The following is a 15,048-nucleotide window of genomic DNA, read 5'->3' on the forward strand; positions in this document are numbered from 1 at the left end:
CAGCGTTCATCCTGAGCCAGGATCAAACTCTCCGTAAAAGAAAAAAACCACAACCACCGGAATAAGGTGAATCGCAGCGAGTTTGAACTGACCAAAGAAATGAATCAAACTGACTTCATTAAAATGCCAACCCCCGGAAGGGCTGGTCTTTGATCCAAAGGAATTCTCACCAGTCCGAAGACCGACGAGGATAATTTGGCATTTGACAAGTGCACGCTGTTGAGTTCTCAAGGATCGGACGCTCCCCCGACCCAGTCATCACAACCAGGCCCGAAGGGCAACTTCTCAATCTTACCCCGTGGCATCCGTTTGTCAAATCGGCGATCCGAGCGAACTCAGTCACGATCTGCGGAACCACAGAGGCCCCCCTCACAGCATCTCACCGAGGTGATCTTCTGTGTTGGGAGGTGTTCTACCGCTTGAGGGGAGCTGAGCCTTGGCCCTTGCTCAACCCTGTGGGGCGAACAGGTAATAACTTACGTGGGATGCGGGGGTCGGGCAAATCACGGCGCCGGCCCGGGCGTGTCGCAGAGGCATGGTCGGAGCATCCTGCCTGATCAACTCCATTTTCTGCTCGGAGAGCGCCTCTCAGGCGTACGATCGCGACCATATGAACGCACCATCGGCCCTCCCCTCTCGACTCGCCACCGCCGATCTTGCCCTGGCCAGTGTGACTTCGGTGATGCGCGCGGTAGACATGTCCGGGCAGGTCGACCTCGACCGGATCGCGATGGCATACAGCAGCGACCGAATGTTGCGTATCGACGGCAAGGCTCCCTCGGTGTGGTCGCCGTTCTCCGGATTCTGGCAAGCCGACGACGGATGGCTGCGCACCCACGGCAACTATCCTCACCACGCGAGAGCACTGTGCCGCGGTCTCGACGTGCCGGCCGATGCGGGGGCAGATGATCTTCGCGCGGTGTTCGCCGCGGCATCCGTTCGGGAGTCCGTCGACCGCATCGTCGATGCGGGTGGACTTGCGGTGGCAGTGCGTCGGGAGAATCCCGAATACGACCAGGCCCTGCGCGAGCGACCGCTGATCGAGATCGGTCGAATGGGCGATCACGCCCCCACTCCCACCACGGCATCTCCCGATACGGCAGCACCATTGCACGGCATCCGCGTCCTCGACCTGACCCGAGTGATCGCCGGCCCCGTCTGCACCCGCACGCTCGCCCTTCTCGGCGCCGACGTGCTGCGCATCGATCCCCCGGATCTTCCCGAACCGGAGTGGCAGCACCTCGACACCGGTCACGGCAAGCGCAGCGCCCTGCTCGACGCTCGATCGCCGCAGATGGCGATGCTGCTGTCGGGGGCCGATGTCGTCGTTCTCGGGTACCGGCCCGCCGCGCTCGAACGTCTCGGCCTCTCCCCCGCGGACCTCGCCGCACGGTACCCAGGCCTGATCATCGCCCAGCTGAGCGCATGGGGCCTCGATCATCCCGATCGCGCCGGATTCGACTCACTCGTACAGGCGGAGTCCGGAATCGCGATGATCGAGTCCGCAGACGGCGACCGGCCGGGAGTCCTTCCCGCACAGGCGCTCGATCACAGCGCCGGCTACCTGCTGGCCGCCGCGATCTACGAGACACTGGCGCGACGAGAACGCGAGGGCGGTACGTGGCACGTCTCGACCTCGCTCCGGCGCGTGGCCGCCGAACTGCTCGGGATGCCGCGCCGCGATCAGCCGCAGCCGGAACGCGAGATCGATCCCACCATGCACAGCCAGCAGTTCACGGTCGGCGGACGCTCGGTCGTCACGGCAGCTCCGGCCTTGCCCGGACTCAGCTTCGAGGCGCCACGCGCGTGGGCCGGCGACCACCCACGATGGCGATCACCACGCACAGCGCGAGAGTGAGCATCGCCCAGATTCCGCACGCCGAAGGCAGCACCCGATACGCCAGGTGCTGCAGCGTGAATTCCGCGGTGAAGGGACCGTGCGTCAGATAGCCGATCACCCACGCGGCGACGAGGATCACCGGCAACGAGATCCACCACACCACGCGGACCCAGCCGGGCAGCATGCGCTCGGCATCGGCATGCGCAGCGCTTCGACGCAGCCAGAGCACCGCCCAGATGCCGATGACGATCAGTCCGATGACGCTCGAACCGTGCTGCAGCCACTTGAATCCCTGCAGGGGGCCCCACTGCTCGCCCAGGGCAGGGAAGACCTCGAGCCCGACGCGGCCATCGTGCGTGAAGGCGTCCCACACGATGTGTGAGACGACGCCGAGCAGCAGCGACACTATGAGCAGCGGGATGTAGGAGCGCCGCTGCCCGAATCCGACGGCCTCGGTCGCGGCATCCGCGGCCGGCTCGTCCCACTCGCTCGGGAGCCGGCGTGCCAACCAGGACGGTGACAGCTCGGATGCCGCCGGCCGCAGCACCACGCGCCAGATGAGGAACAGTCCGAAGGCGAGCACCATCGTCCAGAGCACGTTCGCGTAGGTGTGCGTGAACGTGTACGTGACGCCGAATCCGCGCAGGAACAGCGGCAGGTCAGGTGTCATCGCGCCGATCGCGATCGCCGCCGGAACCAACGGCGTGCGGATGAACGGCAGCGCGAGGACCGCGTGACTCGGGGTGAAAGGCATCAGCCGATGAAGACGCCGGCGAGGGTCTTCTTGCCGCGGCGCAGCACCGACACCCCTCCGGGCAGAGTCCCTTGCACGACGGCGTCGTCGTCTTCGACGCGTGCACCGTCAAGGGTCACGCCGCCCTGGGCGATCGCTCTGCGCGCCTCGGAGAGACTCGCGACGAGTCCGGTCTCCACGAGCGCATCGAGCACCGGTGCCCCGGCCGCGACTGTGGCATTCGGCAGCTCTTCGAGCGCAGAACGCAGCGTCGCCGCATCCAGCGCGTTCAGGTCGCCCTGGCCGAACAGCGCCTCTGACGCGGCGATGACCGCTGCGGTCGCATCCGTCCCGTGCACTGTCGCGACCACCTCGAGCGCGAGGCGCTTCTGTGCGGCACGGCGGAAGGGCTCGGTCTCCACGAGCTGCGCGTACTCCTCGATCTCGGCTCGTGTGAGGAATGTGAAGATCTTCAGGCGCTCGAGCACATCGGCATCCGCCGTGCTGAGCCAGAACTGGTACATCCGGTACGGGCTGCACATCTCGGCATCGAGCCAGATGGCGTTGCCCTCGCTCTTGCCGAACTTCGTGCCGTCGCTGTTGGTGATCAGCGGGGTGCCGATCGCGTGCGCGGCCACGCCCTCGGCCCGACGGATGAGGTCGGTGCCGCTGGTGAGGTTGCCCCACTGGTCGCTTCCGCCGGTCTGCAGCACGCAGCCGTACTGACGGTAGAGCTCCAGGTAGTCCATGCCCTGCAGGACCTGGTAGCTGAACTCGGTGTAGCTGATGCCGGCATCCGAGTTGAGGCGCGCGGCGACCGCATCCTTCTTCAGCATCGTGCCGACGCGGTAGTGCTTGCCGATCTCGCGCAGGAAGTCGATCGCCGACATCGGCGCCGTCCAGTCGAGGTTGTTCACGATGCGCGCCGCGTTCTCGCCCTCGAAGCTCAGGTAGCGCTCGACCTGCGTGCGCAGGCGTCCCACCCATTCCGCGACGGTCTCCGGCGTGTTCAGCGTGCGCTCGGCGGTGGGCCGAGGGTCGCCGATGAGGCCTGTGGAGCCGCCGACGAGGCCGAGCGGCTTGTGACCTGCGAGCTGGATGCGGCGCAGTGTCAGCAGCTGCACGAGGTTTCCCAGGTGCAGGCTCGGAGCAGTCGGGTCGAATCCGCAGTAATACGTGATCGGGTCTCCGCCGAGAAGGGCGCGCAGCGCCTCCTGGTCGGTGGACACGTGGACGAGGCCGCGCCACACCAGTTCGTCCCACACGTTCTCGAACGTGGGGTCGATCGCGGGTTCGGCAGTCGTCAGATCAGGATTCGACACGCGCTCCAGGCTATCAGCGCGGCGCGTTCACGCCGGCGCATCCATCGCCTCGACTTCCTCGGGCGTGAGGGTGAGCAGCGCGGCATCCATCGCCGTGTCGAGCTGGTCGATCCTGCTCCCGCCGAGGATCGGGCGGATGCCGTGGGCCAGCAGCCATGCGAGCACGATCTGGCCGCGCTGAAGTCCGCGCTCGCGCGCGATGTCGTCCAGCACCGCGAGGCGGCGCGCGTTACCCGGGTGGTCGTACACGTCCGCGATGCTCTTCTCGGGATTGTCATATGCGCCGGACAGCAGCGGCGTGTACGCCCACGTCTCGATCCCGTGCTCGATGGCGTAGTCGCGCTGTTCGTCGTTCAGCCCGCCGAACCGATGGACCACACCGGGCAGCGGCGCGCCGGGGCGCGCCCGCAGGTACGTGCTGTTCAGCTGGAACGCGTCGATCGGAAGGCTCCCGATCCGCTTCGCATGGGCGCGTGCTCGTTCGATCCGCCAGGCCGGATGGTTGGAGGCTCCGACACGCTTCGCCGTCCCGTCTGCGGTCAGTTCGGCGAGCGCGTCCACGGTCTCCTCGATCGGCACCGAACGATCCTCCATGTGCAACCAGAGCAGGTCGATCGTGTCGACACCGAGCCGGTCGAGGCTGCCGGCGACCGCATCGCGCACGGCTCGGGCAGAGAGACCGGCACGGTTCTCTGGCCAGGATCCGGGCCAGAGTGGCTCGGCACCGACCTTGGTCGAGATCCGCACCTGATCGCGCACCCCTGGGCGAGCCGAGAACCAGCGACCGAGCACGGTCTCCGATGCGCCCCCGTGACCGGTCGGGCTGTCCCAGAAGCTGTAGCAGTCGGCGGTGTCGATCCAGAGCCCGCCACGTTCGACGAAGCGGTCGAGCAGCGCGAACGAGGCGTCTTCGCTCATGCGCGTGCCGAACGCCATCGCTCCGAGGACGAGTGGGAATGTGGGCAGGGTGGCTGAGGTCATGAATCCACGATGCAACCTGGAGCGCACTCCAGGTCAAGTCCTATGCTCGATGCCATGACGACGTACACGCCAGCCGAAGCAGCCGAACGCAGCGGCTTCAGCATCGACACGCTGCGCTACTACGAACGTGAGGGGGTCCTCCCGGAGGTGCAGCGCACGGCCGGTGGGCATCGGGTGTACACCGACGCTGAGCTGGGCACTCTGGATTTCCTCAAGTGCTTGCGTGAGACCGGGATGCCGATGGAGAGACTCCGACGCTACGGCGAGCTGTGCCGCGACGATGACACCGTCCCAGAGCGCATCGCGCTGCTCGAGGAGCACGCAGTCAGCGTCCAGCAGAGGCTCGATGAGGTGCTCGCGCAACAGGCGCGTCTGGCGGGGAAGATCAGCTGGTACCGATCGACTCTCTGAGTCAGCGCGGGTCATCCTCGAGCTCGCGGATGTAGTCGGCGAAACCGGGGACCGGGATCGTGACGCGCCCGTGTCCTTCCGACCGGATGAGACCCTTCGCGATCAGTCGGGCACGCACCGACGACAGGCTGCGTGATGACACGTCGAGCACATCGGCGAGATCGCCACGGTCTGCGGCGTCACCGTGTTCCTGCAACCAGGCGACCGCGACGAGGAAACGGCGCTGATTCGCCGTGGTGTTCGCCCAGCGCGCGGCGAACAGGTTCCGGAGGTCACGATCGACGCTGGATCGTGCGGTCTTCACATGACGCGGGGTGATCGTGCCACCGGCATCCGGTCGCCCGGCCGCGACCCACGACGCATCGCCGTACAGCTGCACCGCGTATGGGTAACCGGCGGCGAGCTCAGCGGCGAGCCCGAGTGCGTCCGGCGCCCACGTCACGTTCAACTCGGATGCCGGATCGCGCAGGGCCGCGACCTGCGCGCCGACCGACAGCATCTCGAGCGGACGGTACGCGAAGCGCTCGCTGAAGGTCACGGCATCCGCGATCTGCTCCGGCGCGTTGGGAAGACCCGCGGCATAGACGGCGGCGGGGATGTCGGATGCCTCGGCCTGCAGGTGCTGCCAGGCGTATGCGAGCGTGCGGATGCCGTCGGCATCTGCCGACTGCACCTCGTCGATGAACAGGATCAGGGCCTTCACTCGCCGCCGGTCATCGGTGGTCGCGCGGATGAGCTTCTCCAGCGCCCTGGCACCGACGGCCTCAGGTGCCGGAATCTTCGTCTTCGCGCTCACGGATGCGATCCCCGGCACGCGCACGGTCACGGTGAGCGCATCGAGGTTCTCGCGGATCGACGCCGCTGTCGCCTGCGGCCACGAACTCGTCGCCTCACGGATGCCGTCGACGATCTGGGCGATCAGACCGCTCTGCTCCCCCGCCGTGACCCAGATGCAGAGCACATCGCGCTCCTCGGCGAGACGCTGGTAGGCACGCAGCAGAGAGGTCTTGCCGATCCCGCGCTCGCCGAAAGCGACATGGATGCGTCCGATCAGCCGCTGCAGGTCGACCAGCAGGGAGAGCCTCTCGGTGAACTCGTCGATCAGCTCGCCTCGGCCGGGAACGGCGCGGGCGATCTCGCCCGGGGTGTACGGACTCGGCTGCATCGGTCCTCCATCGCGCGAGATACTAAGAGATACTTCGGGCCGAGTATCTCAAAGTATCCGAGTGGCGTCAACGCCCGATATGGTGTCGACCATGATCGCCTGGACCGATGGAACCTGGACCACTCCTCCTGCCGCGAGCAGCGAATCCGGGAGCCACCTCGATGTGACCGCGCGGGAGGGAAGCGACGCGTGGCGCCACACGGCGTACGGCTTCGTCCACGAGAACGCCCACGCCCTGCTGGCACCTCTCGCGGTCGGCGAGGCGATGGAGGTCTCGTTCCGCGCGCCGTGGGACGGGCAGTTCGACCAGGCCGGCCTGTATGTCCACGCCGACGAGGAGCACTGGATGAAGGCAGGCCTGGAGTTCGCCGACGGTCATCTCGGGCTCGGCGCGGTGGTCACCGAGATCCGCTCCGACTGGTCGGTCGGGTACGTCGACGACTGGCACGGTTCGCAGATCACGGTGCGCGTGAGCCGATGGGCCGATGCGCTGATCGTGCGGGCACGCGCGGATGACGGCGAATGGCGCCTGGTGCGCGTCGCGCCCTTCGACGGGGATGCCGTCGCCTCAGCCGGCCCGTTCCTCGCCGCCCCGACGAGTGCGAATCTGGTCGTGAGGTTCACCAGTTGGGAGCGCAGCGCCGCGGACGAAGCGCTGCATTAGGTCGCTCAGAGCCCGAGCGCGTGCGCGGCGGTCTGAGCACGGGCGATCAGCTCTGCCCGCTGCTCTGCGACGCGGATCGGCGCCGTGCCGCCGGCACCGGTACGGGAGGCGACGGAACCCTTGATGCTCAGGACCTCGCGCACCTCGGGCGTGAGGTGCGGTGAGACCTGCGCGAGCAGCTCGTCCGAAGCGTCTTCGAGGCCGATTCCCTGCGATTCGCAGGACTTCACGAGCGCACCGGAGATCTCGTGCGCGTCGCGGAAGGGCACCCGCTGCTTGACGAGCCACTCGGCGACGTCGGTCGCGAGCGAGAACCCCTGCGGGGCGAGCTCTGCCATCCGCGCGGTGTCGAAGGTGAGCGTCGCGACCATCCCGGCGAATGCCGGCAGCAGCACCTCGAGGGTGTTCACGGAGTCGAAGACCGGTTCCTTGTCCTCCTGCAGGTCGCGGTTGTACGCGATCGGCAGCCCCTTGAGCGTGGCCAGCAGTCCCGACAGGTTGCCGATGAGACGGCCCGACTTGCCTCGGGCGAGTTCTGCGATGTCGGGGTTCTTCTTCTGCGGCATGATGCTCGACCCGGTCGACCAGCTGTCGTGCAGGGTGACGAAGCCGAACTCACGCGTGTTCCAGAGGATGATCTCCTCGGCAAAACGTGAGATGTCCACGCCGGTCATAGCCGTGATGAACGCGAACTCGGCCACGACGTCACGTGCGGCTGTGCCGTCGAGGGAGTTCTCCGCCGGTCGGTCGAGCCCCAGTTCGCGAGCGACGAGCTCCGGGTCGAGGCCGAGTGTGGATCCCGCGAGCGCTCCCCCGCCATACGGCGAGACACCGGCACGGACGCGCCAGTCGACCAGGCGCTCCAGCTCGCGGACGAGCGGCCAGGCGTGCGCCTGGAGGTGGTGTGCGAGCAGCACTGGTTGCGCATGCTGCAGGTGGGTGCGGCCGGGAAGGATCGCCTCGGGGTGCGCCTCGGCCTGTGCCACGAGAGCGTCGATCACGCGCAGGATGTCGCGGGCGATGACCTTGGCGTGATCGATCAGGTACATGCGCACCAGCGTCGCGATCTGGTCGTTGCGGCTGCGACCGGCGCGGAGGCGCCCGCCGAGTTCGGGCCCGAGCTCGGCGATCAGCGCCTGCTCGAGAGCGCCGTGCACGTCTTCGTCGCTGGGCGCGGGGAGCAGCGAGCCATCGGCGACTCTCTGCGCGATCGCGTCGAGGCCGGCGTGCATCTGCTGCTCCTCGTCCGGCTTGAGGTAGCCGGCCGCGGCGAGCGCCTTGGCGTGCGCGTGGGATCCGGCGATGTCGTAGGGCGCGAGGATCCAGTCGAAGTGCGTCGAGCGGCTGAGCTCTGCGAGCTCGGGAGAGGGTCCGCTTGCGAATCGTGCGCCCCAGAGTGCGCCCTCGTTGGTGCCGTCGTGCTTCGCGTCGCTCATGATTCCAGCCTACTGGCGCGGCGCACTGCCCCCATCAGTGCGTCGTGCTGGACCCGACGGGTCGCGTCGCGCGCTCGAGCAGCCGTTCCAGCGGGCCGCGGCCGATGAGCAGCGCCCAGGCCGTGCACGCGATGAACGTGCCGATCGTCATGGGCCAGAAGGGTTCGAGCGCGATGAACCCGAAGTAGTCCGTGGTGTCGCCGAGCACGATCAGCGCGACGACGGCCCACACGAGAAGCTGCGCGGTATAGGCCGTCAGCGGCATCGCTCCGGTTGCGCGCAACGGAAGAGTCAGCATCCGCAGCACGCCGACGCGCGACAGCAGCAGGCAGGCGGCCAGCACGGCGATCGCGAAGCCGCCGGAGCCGATGGCCTCGAGCACCCCCGAGGAGTGCGGATCCGCCGTCCAAACCGCGTCCCAGTAGGGGTCATTCGACGGCGACGGCAGTTCGGCGAGTTCGTAGCCGACGATGGCGAGCACCACTCCGACGACCAGCATCCGCAGTTGGACGGCGAGCCTCGTCACTCCGGCACGAGCGACGCCCAGACCCGCGAGCACGAACGCGATCCACACCGTGAACGGGTAGTGCCATCCGATCATCGCGTCGAGTTCGTCGCGAAACGGTGCGTCCCAGATCGGCAGCGCCTCGAGCGCCGGCTGCACGAACGGCATGACGACGGCGAGGCCTGCTGCGATCCACAGCACCGTACCTGCGCGCAGCCGGGTGAACGGCAACGCCAGCAGGAACAGGATCGCGTACGCGGGCAGGATGACGTAGACCGGCACCCCGGCGAGGATCAACAGGATGCCGAGAACCAGCAGCATCAGCGCGCGCAGCACGAGTTTGAACCGTGCCACGGCCATTGTCGAGCCGGTCAGCGGCGAGCGCCCACCCGTGACGAGTCCGATCGAGACACCGGCGAGCGTGGCGAACAGGATCGACGAGCGCCCGTCGACGACAGCCGTCCAGGTGGAGGGCTCAGCCCAGACGAAGCTGTCGGCCGTCAACAGCAGGTGCGCGGCGAACATTCCGACCACCGCGAGACCGCGGGCGAGGTCGACGCCGGCGATGCGTGCCGGGCCGTTGAGGCGCTGCCAGTTGAGGCGCAGACGATCCTTCACTTCGACTCGCTCCGCTCGCTCAGCAAGAGCGACAGGCTCAAGGATCGTCTGCGCGCCATGGACCGGATCAGCTCTGGCGGAGCAACCAGACCAGGAGTGCCTTCTGGGCATGCAGCCGGTTCTCGGCTTCATCCCACACGACGCTCTGGGGACCGTCGATGACCTCGGGGTCGACTTCGTAGCCCCGGTCGGCGGGGAGACAGTGGATGAAGATCGCGTCGGGGTCGGCGAGGCTCATGGTCTCGCCGGTGACCTTGTAGCCGCCGAGGTCGCGGATCCGCGCGATCTTCTCCTCTTCCTTGCCCATCGACACCCAGGTGTCGGTGACGACGACGTCCGCGCCTGCGGCCGCCTCGACGGGGTCGGTGTAGAGGGTGATCGATCCGCCGGTCTCGACGGCGCGGCGATCGGCTGCCTCGATCACGTCGGCACGCGGCGCGTACGACTCGGGCGATGCCATGCGCACGTGCATGCCGGCGGTGACACCGGCGAGCGCGTAGGAGTGCGCCATATTGCTCTGCGCGTCGCCGAAGAACGTCAGCGTCAGCCCCTTCAGGTCTCCCTTGTGCTCGCGGATCGTGAGCAGGTCGGCGAGGAGCTGACAGGGGTGGAAGTCGTCAGACAGCGCGTTGACGACAGGTACACGAGTGCCCTTGGCCATCTCCTCGAGCCCTGCCTGCGCATACGTGCGCCACACGATCGCGGCGACCTGACGCTCGAGCACGCGAGCCGTGTCGGCCGGGGTCTCCTTGCCGCCGAGCTGGCTGTTCGCGGTCGAGATGATCAGTGGCGAACCGCCGAGGTCTGCGATGCCCACGGCGAACGAGACCCGGGTGCGGGTGGATGATTTGTCGAATATCACCGCGACGGTCTGAGGACCTGCGAGGGACTTGTCTGCCCAGCGATCCTTCTTCAGCTCGACGGCGAGATCGAGGATCTCGGCCTGCTCGGCAGAGGTGAGATCGTCGTCGCGCAGCAGGTGGCGGGTCATACGGTTACCTTCCCGGTTTCGGATGCTGCGAGCTCCGCCCGCACGTCGGCGAGGGCGGTGGCGAACAGCGTCTGGAATTCTTCGATCTCGACGTCGCCGATGTTCAGGGCGGGCGCGATGCGCACCGTGTCGGGGTTGGCGGCGTTGACGATGAGCCCACGCTCCTGCGCGGCGGCGACGACCTTGCCTGCCACGGGGGCGGTCAGGGCGACGCCGATGAGCAGGCCCCGTCCGCGCACGCCGCTGACGAGCGGCGAGCCGATGCCTTCGATCACGGTGCGCAGCTGCACTCCGCGCGCGGCGGCGTTCTCCACCAGCCCCGCACTTTCGATCTCACCGAGGACGGCGTTCGCGACGGCGGTGCCCAGGGGGTTGCCGCCGAAGGTCGATCCGTGCGATCCGGGCGTGAACAGCGAGCTCGCTGCACCGAACGTGACGAGAGCGCCGATCGGGAAGCCCCCGCCGATGCCCTTGGCGAGCGTGATCGCGTCGGGCGTGATGCCCTCGTGGTTGAAACCGAACCATGCGCCGGTGCGGCCGGCACCGGTCTGGATCTCATCGATGATGAGCAGCGCGCCGTGCTTCAGCGTGAGTGAGCGCGCGGCGGCGAGGTATCCCTCTGGTAGCTCGACGACTCCGGCCTCACCCTGGATGGGCTCGATGAAGACGGCGGCGACGTGCTCGTCGAGGGCTGCTTCCAGCGCCTCGATCGTGGCAGGGATGTGTTCGACGCCGCCCGGCATCGGTTCGAAGGGCGCCCGCATAGCCGCTTTCGCCGTGATGGCGAGAGAGCCCATGGTGCGTCCGTGGAAGGCGTTCTCCAGCGCGATGATGCGCGGCCGTTCTGATCCGCCGTGCAGGCGCGCGAGCTTGAACGCCGCCTCGTTGGCCTCGGCACCGGAGTTCGAGAAGTACACGCGGCCATCGATCCCGGCTCCGGCCAGACGCTTCAGACGTGCCGCGAGCTCGAGCTGCGGAGGTGTGGCGAAGTAGTTCGACACGTGTGCGAGGGTCGCGGCCTGCTTCGAGATGGCGTCGACGAACACCGGGTGCGAATGACCGAGCGAGGTCACCGCGATGCCGGCGAGGAAGTCGAGGTGGCGGTTGCCACTGTCGTCCCAGAGGTAGGAGCCCTCACCGCGTGTGAGCAGTGCGAACCGCTCGCCGGCGTTGAGCACCAGATCCCGTGCTGCGTCTTCCTGCCAGACGGTCATGCCGTCACCCCTGATTCTCCGAGTACCACTTCAGTTCCGATTCCCTTGCTGGTGAACAGCTCGACGAGCACCGAGTGCGGCACGCGTCCGTCGATGATGGCCGCGGCATCCACTCCGCCCTCGACAGCGTCGAGGCATGCGCGCATCTTCGGGATCATCCCCGATTCCAGCGACGGGAGCATCTCGATGAGCTGTGCGGATGTGAGGTGCGAGACGAGCGACTCGCGATTGGGCCAGTCGGCGTAGAGGCCCGGCACGTCGGTGAGGACCACCAGCTTGCGGGCGTTCAGCGCGACAGCGAGGGCGGATGCCGCGGCATCCGCGTTCACGTTGAGCGACTGACCTGGGTGATCCAGGTCGGGCGCGATGCTGGAGATCACCGGGATGCGCCCCGCGGCCAGGTGGTCGTGCACGGCGGTGGGGTCGACCTCGACGACGTCGCCGACGCGTCCGAGGTCGATGTTCTCCCCGTCGATCACCACGCCGCGGCGGCGGCCGCCGAACAGACCGGCGTCCTCGCCGCTCAGACCGGTCGCGATCGGGCCGTGCGAGTTGATCTTGGCGACGAGCTGCGGGTTCACCTGGCCGGTGAGCACCATGCGCACGACGCTGATGGCCTCGGTGTTGGTGACCCGATAACCGCCCTTGAACTCGCTGGGGATCGCGAGCCGGTCGAGCATGTTCGAGATCTGCGGGCCGCCGCCGTGCACGACCACCGGCAGCACGCCGACGTAGCGGAGGTAGGCGATGTCCTGCGCGAACGCCTCCTGCAGTTCGTCCGAGACCATGGCATTGCCGCCGTATTTGACCACGACGATCTGGTCACGGAACTTCTTCAGCCACGGGAGCGACTCGATCAGCGTGGTCGCCTTGACCGCGGCGATCTCGGCGGGCGTGTCCTGGATGTCGGTCATGAGGCGTACGCGCTGTTCTCATGCACGTAGTCGTGCGTGAGGTCGTTCGTGCGGATCGTCGCCTCCGCATCGCCCACCTGCAGATCGATGAGCAGATCCGTGGCACGCGGGGTGAGGTCGACTTCTTCCCTCGGGCGATCGGGGCCGCCCTCGGAGCACACCCGTACGCCGTTCATCCAGACGTCGACGTTGTACGGATCGAACTGCGCACTGGTGGTTCCGATCGCCGCCAGCACGCGGCCCCAGTTCGGATCGTTGCCGAAGATGGCGGCCTTGAAGAGGTTGTTGCGTGCGACCGAGCGGCCGACCTCCACCGCCTCCTGCTCTGAAGCGGCATTGGTGACGCGGATCGTGATGTCGTGGCTCGCGCCCTCGGCGTCGCCCTGCAGTTTGAGCGCGAGTTCATCGCTGAGTTCGGTCAGGGCCGCCGCGAAGTCGTCGAGGTCGGGCCGGATGCCGCTGGCGCCGTTGGCGAGCAGCGTCACCTGATCGTTGGTCGACATGCAGCCGTCCGAGTCGAGCCGGTCGAAGCTCTGCCCCGTCGCGCGGCGCAGTGCCGTGTCGGCCTCGAGTGCGTCGAGGTCTGCGTCGGTCGTGATGACGACGAGCATCGTGGCCAGCCCTGGCGCCAGCATCCCCGCGCCCTTGGCCATGCCGCCGATCGTCCAGCCGTCCCGCGAGACGACAGCCGTCTTCATGACCGTGTCCGTCGTCATGATCGCCTGCGCGGCCGCGTCGCCGCCATCGGCACTGAGCTGTGCGATCGCCTGCGCGGTGCCGTCGAGAACTTTGGCACGGAATGCCTCGTCGCCCGTGCCGATCAGGCCGGTGGAGCAGACCAGGATGTCGCCGGCACTGACCTCGAGCAGCTCTGCGGCCTTCTCAGCGGTCTCGTGCGTCGTCTGGAATCCGAACGCCCCCGTGAAGCAGTTCGCGCCGCCGGAGTTGAGGACGACCGCCTCGACCGTGCGGTCGAGGATGACCTGCTGCGACCAGATGATGGGGTTCGCCTTGGCGCGGTTGCTGGTGAAGACGGCAGCCCCGATCTTGCGCGGGCCGCGGTTGACGACGACGGCGACATCGGGCTTGCCCGTGGACTTGAGACCCGCTGCGACGCCTGCCGCTTCGAATCCCTGCGGTGCGGTGACGCTCATGGCGCGACTCCGTTCAGTGACAGCGCCCGATCCTCAGGGAGTCCGAGCGCGAGGTTCATGGACTGGATGGCGGCGCCCGCCGTGCCCTTGACGAGATTGTCGACGGCGGTGACGACCGTGACGCGGCCCGCTGCACGATCGATCGCGAGACCGATCAGAGCGGTGTTCGCACCGATGACGTCGGCGGTGCGCGGGAACTGCCCCTCGGGCAGCAGATGCACGAAGGTCTCGTCGCCGTACGCGTTCTCCCACGCTGCGCGGATCTCGGCATCCGATACGCCATCGACGATCGGCGCCGTCGAGGTGGCGAGGATCCCGCGTGCCATCGGCACGAGGACAGGTGTGAAGGAGATGCGCACATCGTCCGCGCCTGCGACGCGCAGGGCCTGCTGGATCTCCGGGATGTGCCGATGCGTGCCGCCGACGGCGTACGGATTGGCGCTGCCGAGGATCTCGCTCGCGAGCAGATTCGTCTTGAGGCTCTTGCCCGCCCCTGACGGGCCGACCGCGAGTACGGCGACGATGTCGCTCGGATCGATCACCCCTGCGGCGACGCCGGGCGTGAGGCTGAGGCTCACCGTCGAGGCGTTGCACCCTGGAGCGGCGATGCGCGTCGCGGTTCGGAGCGCATCGCGCTGCTTGCCACCATTGACGAGAAGCTCTGGAACGCCGTATGCCCATGGCTCGTGGAAGTCACCGCCGTAGAACGCGTCCCATGAGTCCCGCGAGGTGAGGCGGTGGTCGGCGCCCGCGTCGATGACGAGCGGCACGTCTTCCAGGGCATCCGTGTACTGGCCGGATTGGCCGTGCGGGAGTGCGAGGAAGACGATGTCGTGACCCGCGAGGATCTCAGGGGTGGTGTCCTGCAGGGTGAGGTGCGCGAGCGAGCGCAGGTGCGGCTGGTGCTGGATCAGCGGCTGACCGGCGTTGGAGTGCGCGGTGACGGTGCGGATCTCGATGTCCGGGTGGCCGGCGAGCAGGCGCAGGATCTCGCCTCCCGCATAGCCGGATGCGCCGGAGACGGCGACGGAATACGTCATGCTTCTACCTTAACGGTCTGGGGGTGTGGGGCCGATGGCGGCGACACCGGTGCTCGACCC

Annotated in this window: 14 protein-coding genes; 3 read left to right on the plus strand and 11 right to left on the minus strand. The window is 67.6% G+C overall.

Annotated features, from left to right (window positions below; translation table 11 throughout):
• Window positions 1-610: 610 nt before the first annotated feature.
• Window positions 611-1,858, plus strand: a complete 1,248-nt coding sequence (locus IEV67_RS12375; protein ID WP_229703090.1) for a CoA transferase — start codon at window positions 611-613, stop codon at window positions 1,856-1,858.
• On the opposite strand, the gene IEV67_RS12380 is transcribed toward IEV67_RS12375, so the two are convergent.
• From IEV67_RS12380 to IEV67_RS12390, 3 genes are read right to left on the minus strand one after another with little or no spacing between them, the layout of a single operon-like run.
• Window positions 1,785-2,594, minus strand: coding sequence for a DUF4184 family protein (locus IEV67_RS12380; RefSeq protein WP_188436900.1), 810 nt, complete (start codon window positions 2,592-2,594; stop codon window positions 1,785-1,787). The two genes, IEV67_RS12375 and IEV67_RS12380, sit on opposite strands and share 74 nt — an antisense overlap.
• Complete coding sequence (gene tyrS, locus IEV67_RS12385) at window positions 2,594-3,895, minus strand: tyrosine--tRNA ligase (RefSeq protein ID WP_188436901.1); 1,302 nt, start codon at window positions 3,893-3,895, stop codon at window positions 2,594-2,596. Before tyrS ends, IEV67_RS12380 begins: the two co-directional genes overlap by 1 nt.
• Before the next feature lie 27 nt (window positions 3,896-3,922).
• Window positions 3,923-4,876, minus strand: a complete 954-nt coding sequence (locus IEV67_RS12390; RefSeq protein ID WP_188436902.1) for an aldo/keto reductase — start codon at window positions 4,874-4,876, stop codon at window positions 3,923-3,925.
• 54 nt (window positions 4,877-4,930) lie between these two features.
• Here IEV67_RS12390 and IEV67_RS12395 point away from each other — a divergent pair, with 54 nt between their 5' ends.
• Window positions 4,931-5,287, plus strand: coding sequence for a MerR family transcriptional regulator (locus IEV67_RS12395; RefSeq protein WP_188436903.1), 357 nt, complete (start codon window positions 4,931-4,933; stop codon window positions 5,285-5,287).
• 1 nt (window position 5,288) lies between these two features.
• On the opposite strand, the gene IEV67_RS12400 is transcribed toward IEV67_RS12395, so the two are convergent.
• A complete protein-coding gene (locus tag IEV67_RS12400; protein WP_188436904.1) occupies window positions 5,289-6,452 on the minus strand; it encodes an ATP-binding protein in 1,164 nt (387 codons plus the stop codon).
• 91 nt (window positions 6,453-6,543) lie between these two features.
• Here IEV67_RS12400 and IEV67_RS12405 point away from each other — a divergent pair, with 91 nt between their 5' ends.
• A complete protein-coding gene (locus tag IEV67_RS12405; protein ID WP_188436905.1) occupies window positions 6,544-7,116 on the plus strand; it encodes a DUF1349 domain-containing protein in 573 nt (190 codons plus the stop codon).
• Window positions 7,117-7,121: 5 nt separating this feature from the next.
• On the opposite strand, the gene argH is transcribed toward IEV67_RS12405, so the two are convergent.
• The 7 genes from argH to argC all read right to left on the minus strand — a co-directional run bounded on the left by argH (window position 7,122) and on the right by argC (window position 14,988).
• Entirely contained in the window at window positions 7,122-8,552 is a 1,431-nt protein-coding gene (argH, locus tag IEV67_RS12410) for an argininosuccinate lyase (protein ID WP_188436906.1), read from the minus strand.
• A 34-nt stretch (window positions 8,553-8,586) separates the two neighbouring features.
• Window positions 8,587-9,675 (minus strand): heparan-alpha-glucosaminide N-acetyltransferase domain-containing protein, encoded by a 1,089-nt coding sequence (locus IEV67_RS12415; RefSeq protein ID WP_229703093.1) that lies wholly within the window; start codon window positions 9,673-9,675, stop codon window positions 8,587-8,589.
• Between the two features lie 67 nt (window positions 9,676-9,742).
• Window positions 9,743-10,666: an ornithine carbamoyltransferase gene (argF, locus tag IEV67_RS12420; protein ID WP_188436908.1), complete on the minus strand. Its 924-nt coding sequence runs from the start codon at window positions 10,664-10,666 to the stop codon at window positions 9,743-9,745.
• Window positions 10,663-11,880, minus strand: a complete 1,218-nt coding sequence (locus IEV67_RS12425; protein ID WP_188436909.1) for an acetylornithine transaminase — start codon at window positions 11,878-11,880, stop codon at window positions 10,663-10,665. The genes argF and IEV67_RS12425 overlap by 4 nt, the downstream gene beginning before the upstream one ends.
• A complete protein-coding gene (gene argB, locus IEV67_RS12430) occupies window positions 11,877-12,794 on the minus strand; it encodes an acetylglutamate kinase (protein WP_188436910.1) in 918 nt (305 codons plus the stop codon). Before argB ends, IEV67_RS12425 begins: the two co-directional genes overlap by 4 nt.
• Window positions 12,791-13,948 (minus strand): bifunctional glutamate N-acetyltransferase/amino-acid acetyltransferase ArgJ, encoded by a 1,158-nt coding sequence (gene argJ / locus IEV67_RS12435; protein ID WP_188436911.1) that lies wholly within the window; start codon window positions 13,946-13,948, stop codon window positions 12,791-12,793. Before argJ ends, argB begins: the two co-directional genes overlap by 4 nt.
• A complete protein-coding gene (gene argC / locus IEV67_RS12440; RefSeq protein ID WP_188436912.1) occupies window positions 13,945-14,988 on the minus strand; it encodes an N-acetyl-gamma-glutamyl-phosphate reductase in 1,044 nt (347 codons plus the stop codon). Before argC ends, argJ begins: the two co-directional genes overlap by 4 nt.
• Window positions 14,989-15,048: the final 60 nt, after the last annotated feature.

It is taken from the genome of Microbacterium murale, assembly GCF_014635185.1.
Taxonomy (GTDB): Bacteria; Actinomycetota; Actinomycetes; order Actinomycetales; family Microbacteriaceae; genus Microbacterium; species Microbacterium murale.

Coding starts and splice junctions, on each gene's coding strand:
- IEV67_RS12375 (WP_229703090.1), top strand. CDS start 611: ATGAACGCACCATCGGCCCTCCCCTCTCGACTCGCCACCGCCGATCTT.
- IEV67_RS12380 (WP_188436900.1), bottom strand. CDS start 2,594: ATGCCTTTCACCCCGAGTCACGCGGTCCTCGCGCTGCCGTTCATCCGC.
- IEV67_RS12390 (WP_188436902.1), bottom strand. CDS start 4,876: ATGACCTCAGCCACCCTGCCCACATTCCCACTCGTCCTCGGAGCGATG.
- IEV67_RS12395 (WP_188436903.1), top strand. CDS start 4,931: ATGACGACGTACACGCCAGCCGAAGCAGCCGAACGCAGCGGCTTCAGC.
- IEV67_RS12400 (WP_188436904.1), bottom strand. CDS start 6,452: ATGCAGCCGAGTCCGTACACCCCGGGCGAGATCGCCCGCGCCGTTCCC.
- IEV67_RS12405 (WP_188436905.1), top strand. CDS start 6,544: ATGATCGCCTGGACCGATGGAACCTGGACCACTCCTCCTGCCGCGAGC.
- argH (WP_188436906.1), bottom strand. CDS start 8,552: ATGAGCGACGCGAAGCACGACGGCACCAACGAGGGCGCACTCTGGGGC.
- argF (WP_188436908.1), bottom strand. CDS start 10,666: ATGACCCGCCACCTGCTGCGCGACGACGATCTCACCTCTGCCGAGCAG.
- IEV67_RS12425 (WP_188436909.1), bottom strand. CDS start 11,880: ATGACCGTCTGGCAGGAAGACGCAGCACGGGATCTGGTGCTCAACGCC.
- argB (WP_188436910.1), bottom strand. CDS start 12,794: ATGACCGACATCCAGGACACGCCCGCCGAGATCGCCGCGGTCAAGGCG.
- argJ (WP_188436911.1), bottom strand. CDS start 13,948: ATGAGCGTCACCGCACCGCAGGGATTCGAAGCGGCAGGCGTCGCAGCG.
- argC (WP_188436912.1), bottom strand. CDS start 14,988: ATGACGTATTCCGTCGCCGTCTCCGGCGCATCCGGCTATGCGGGAGGC.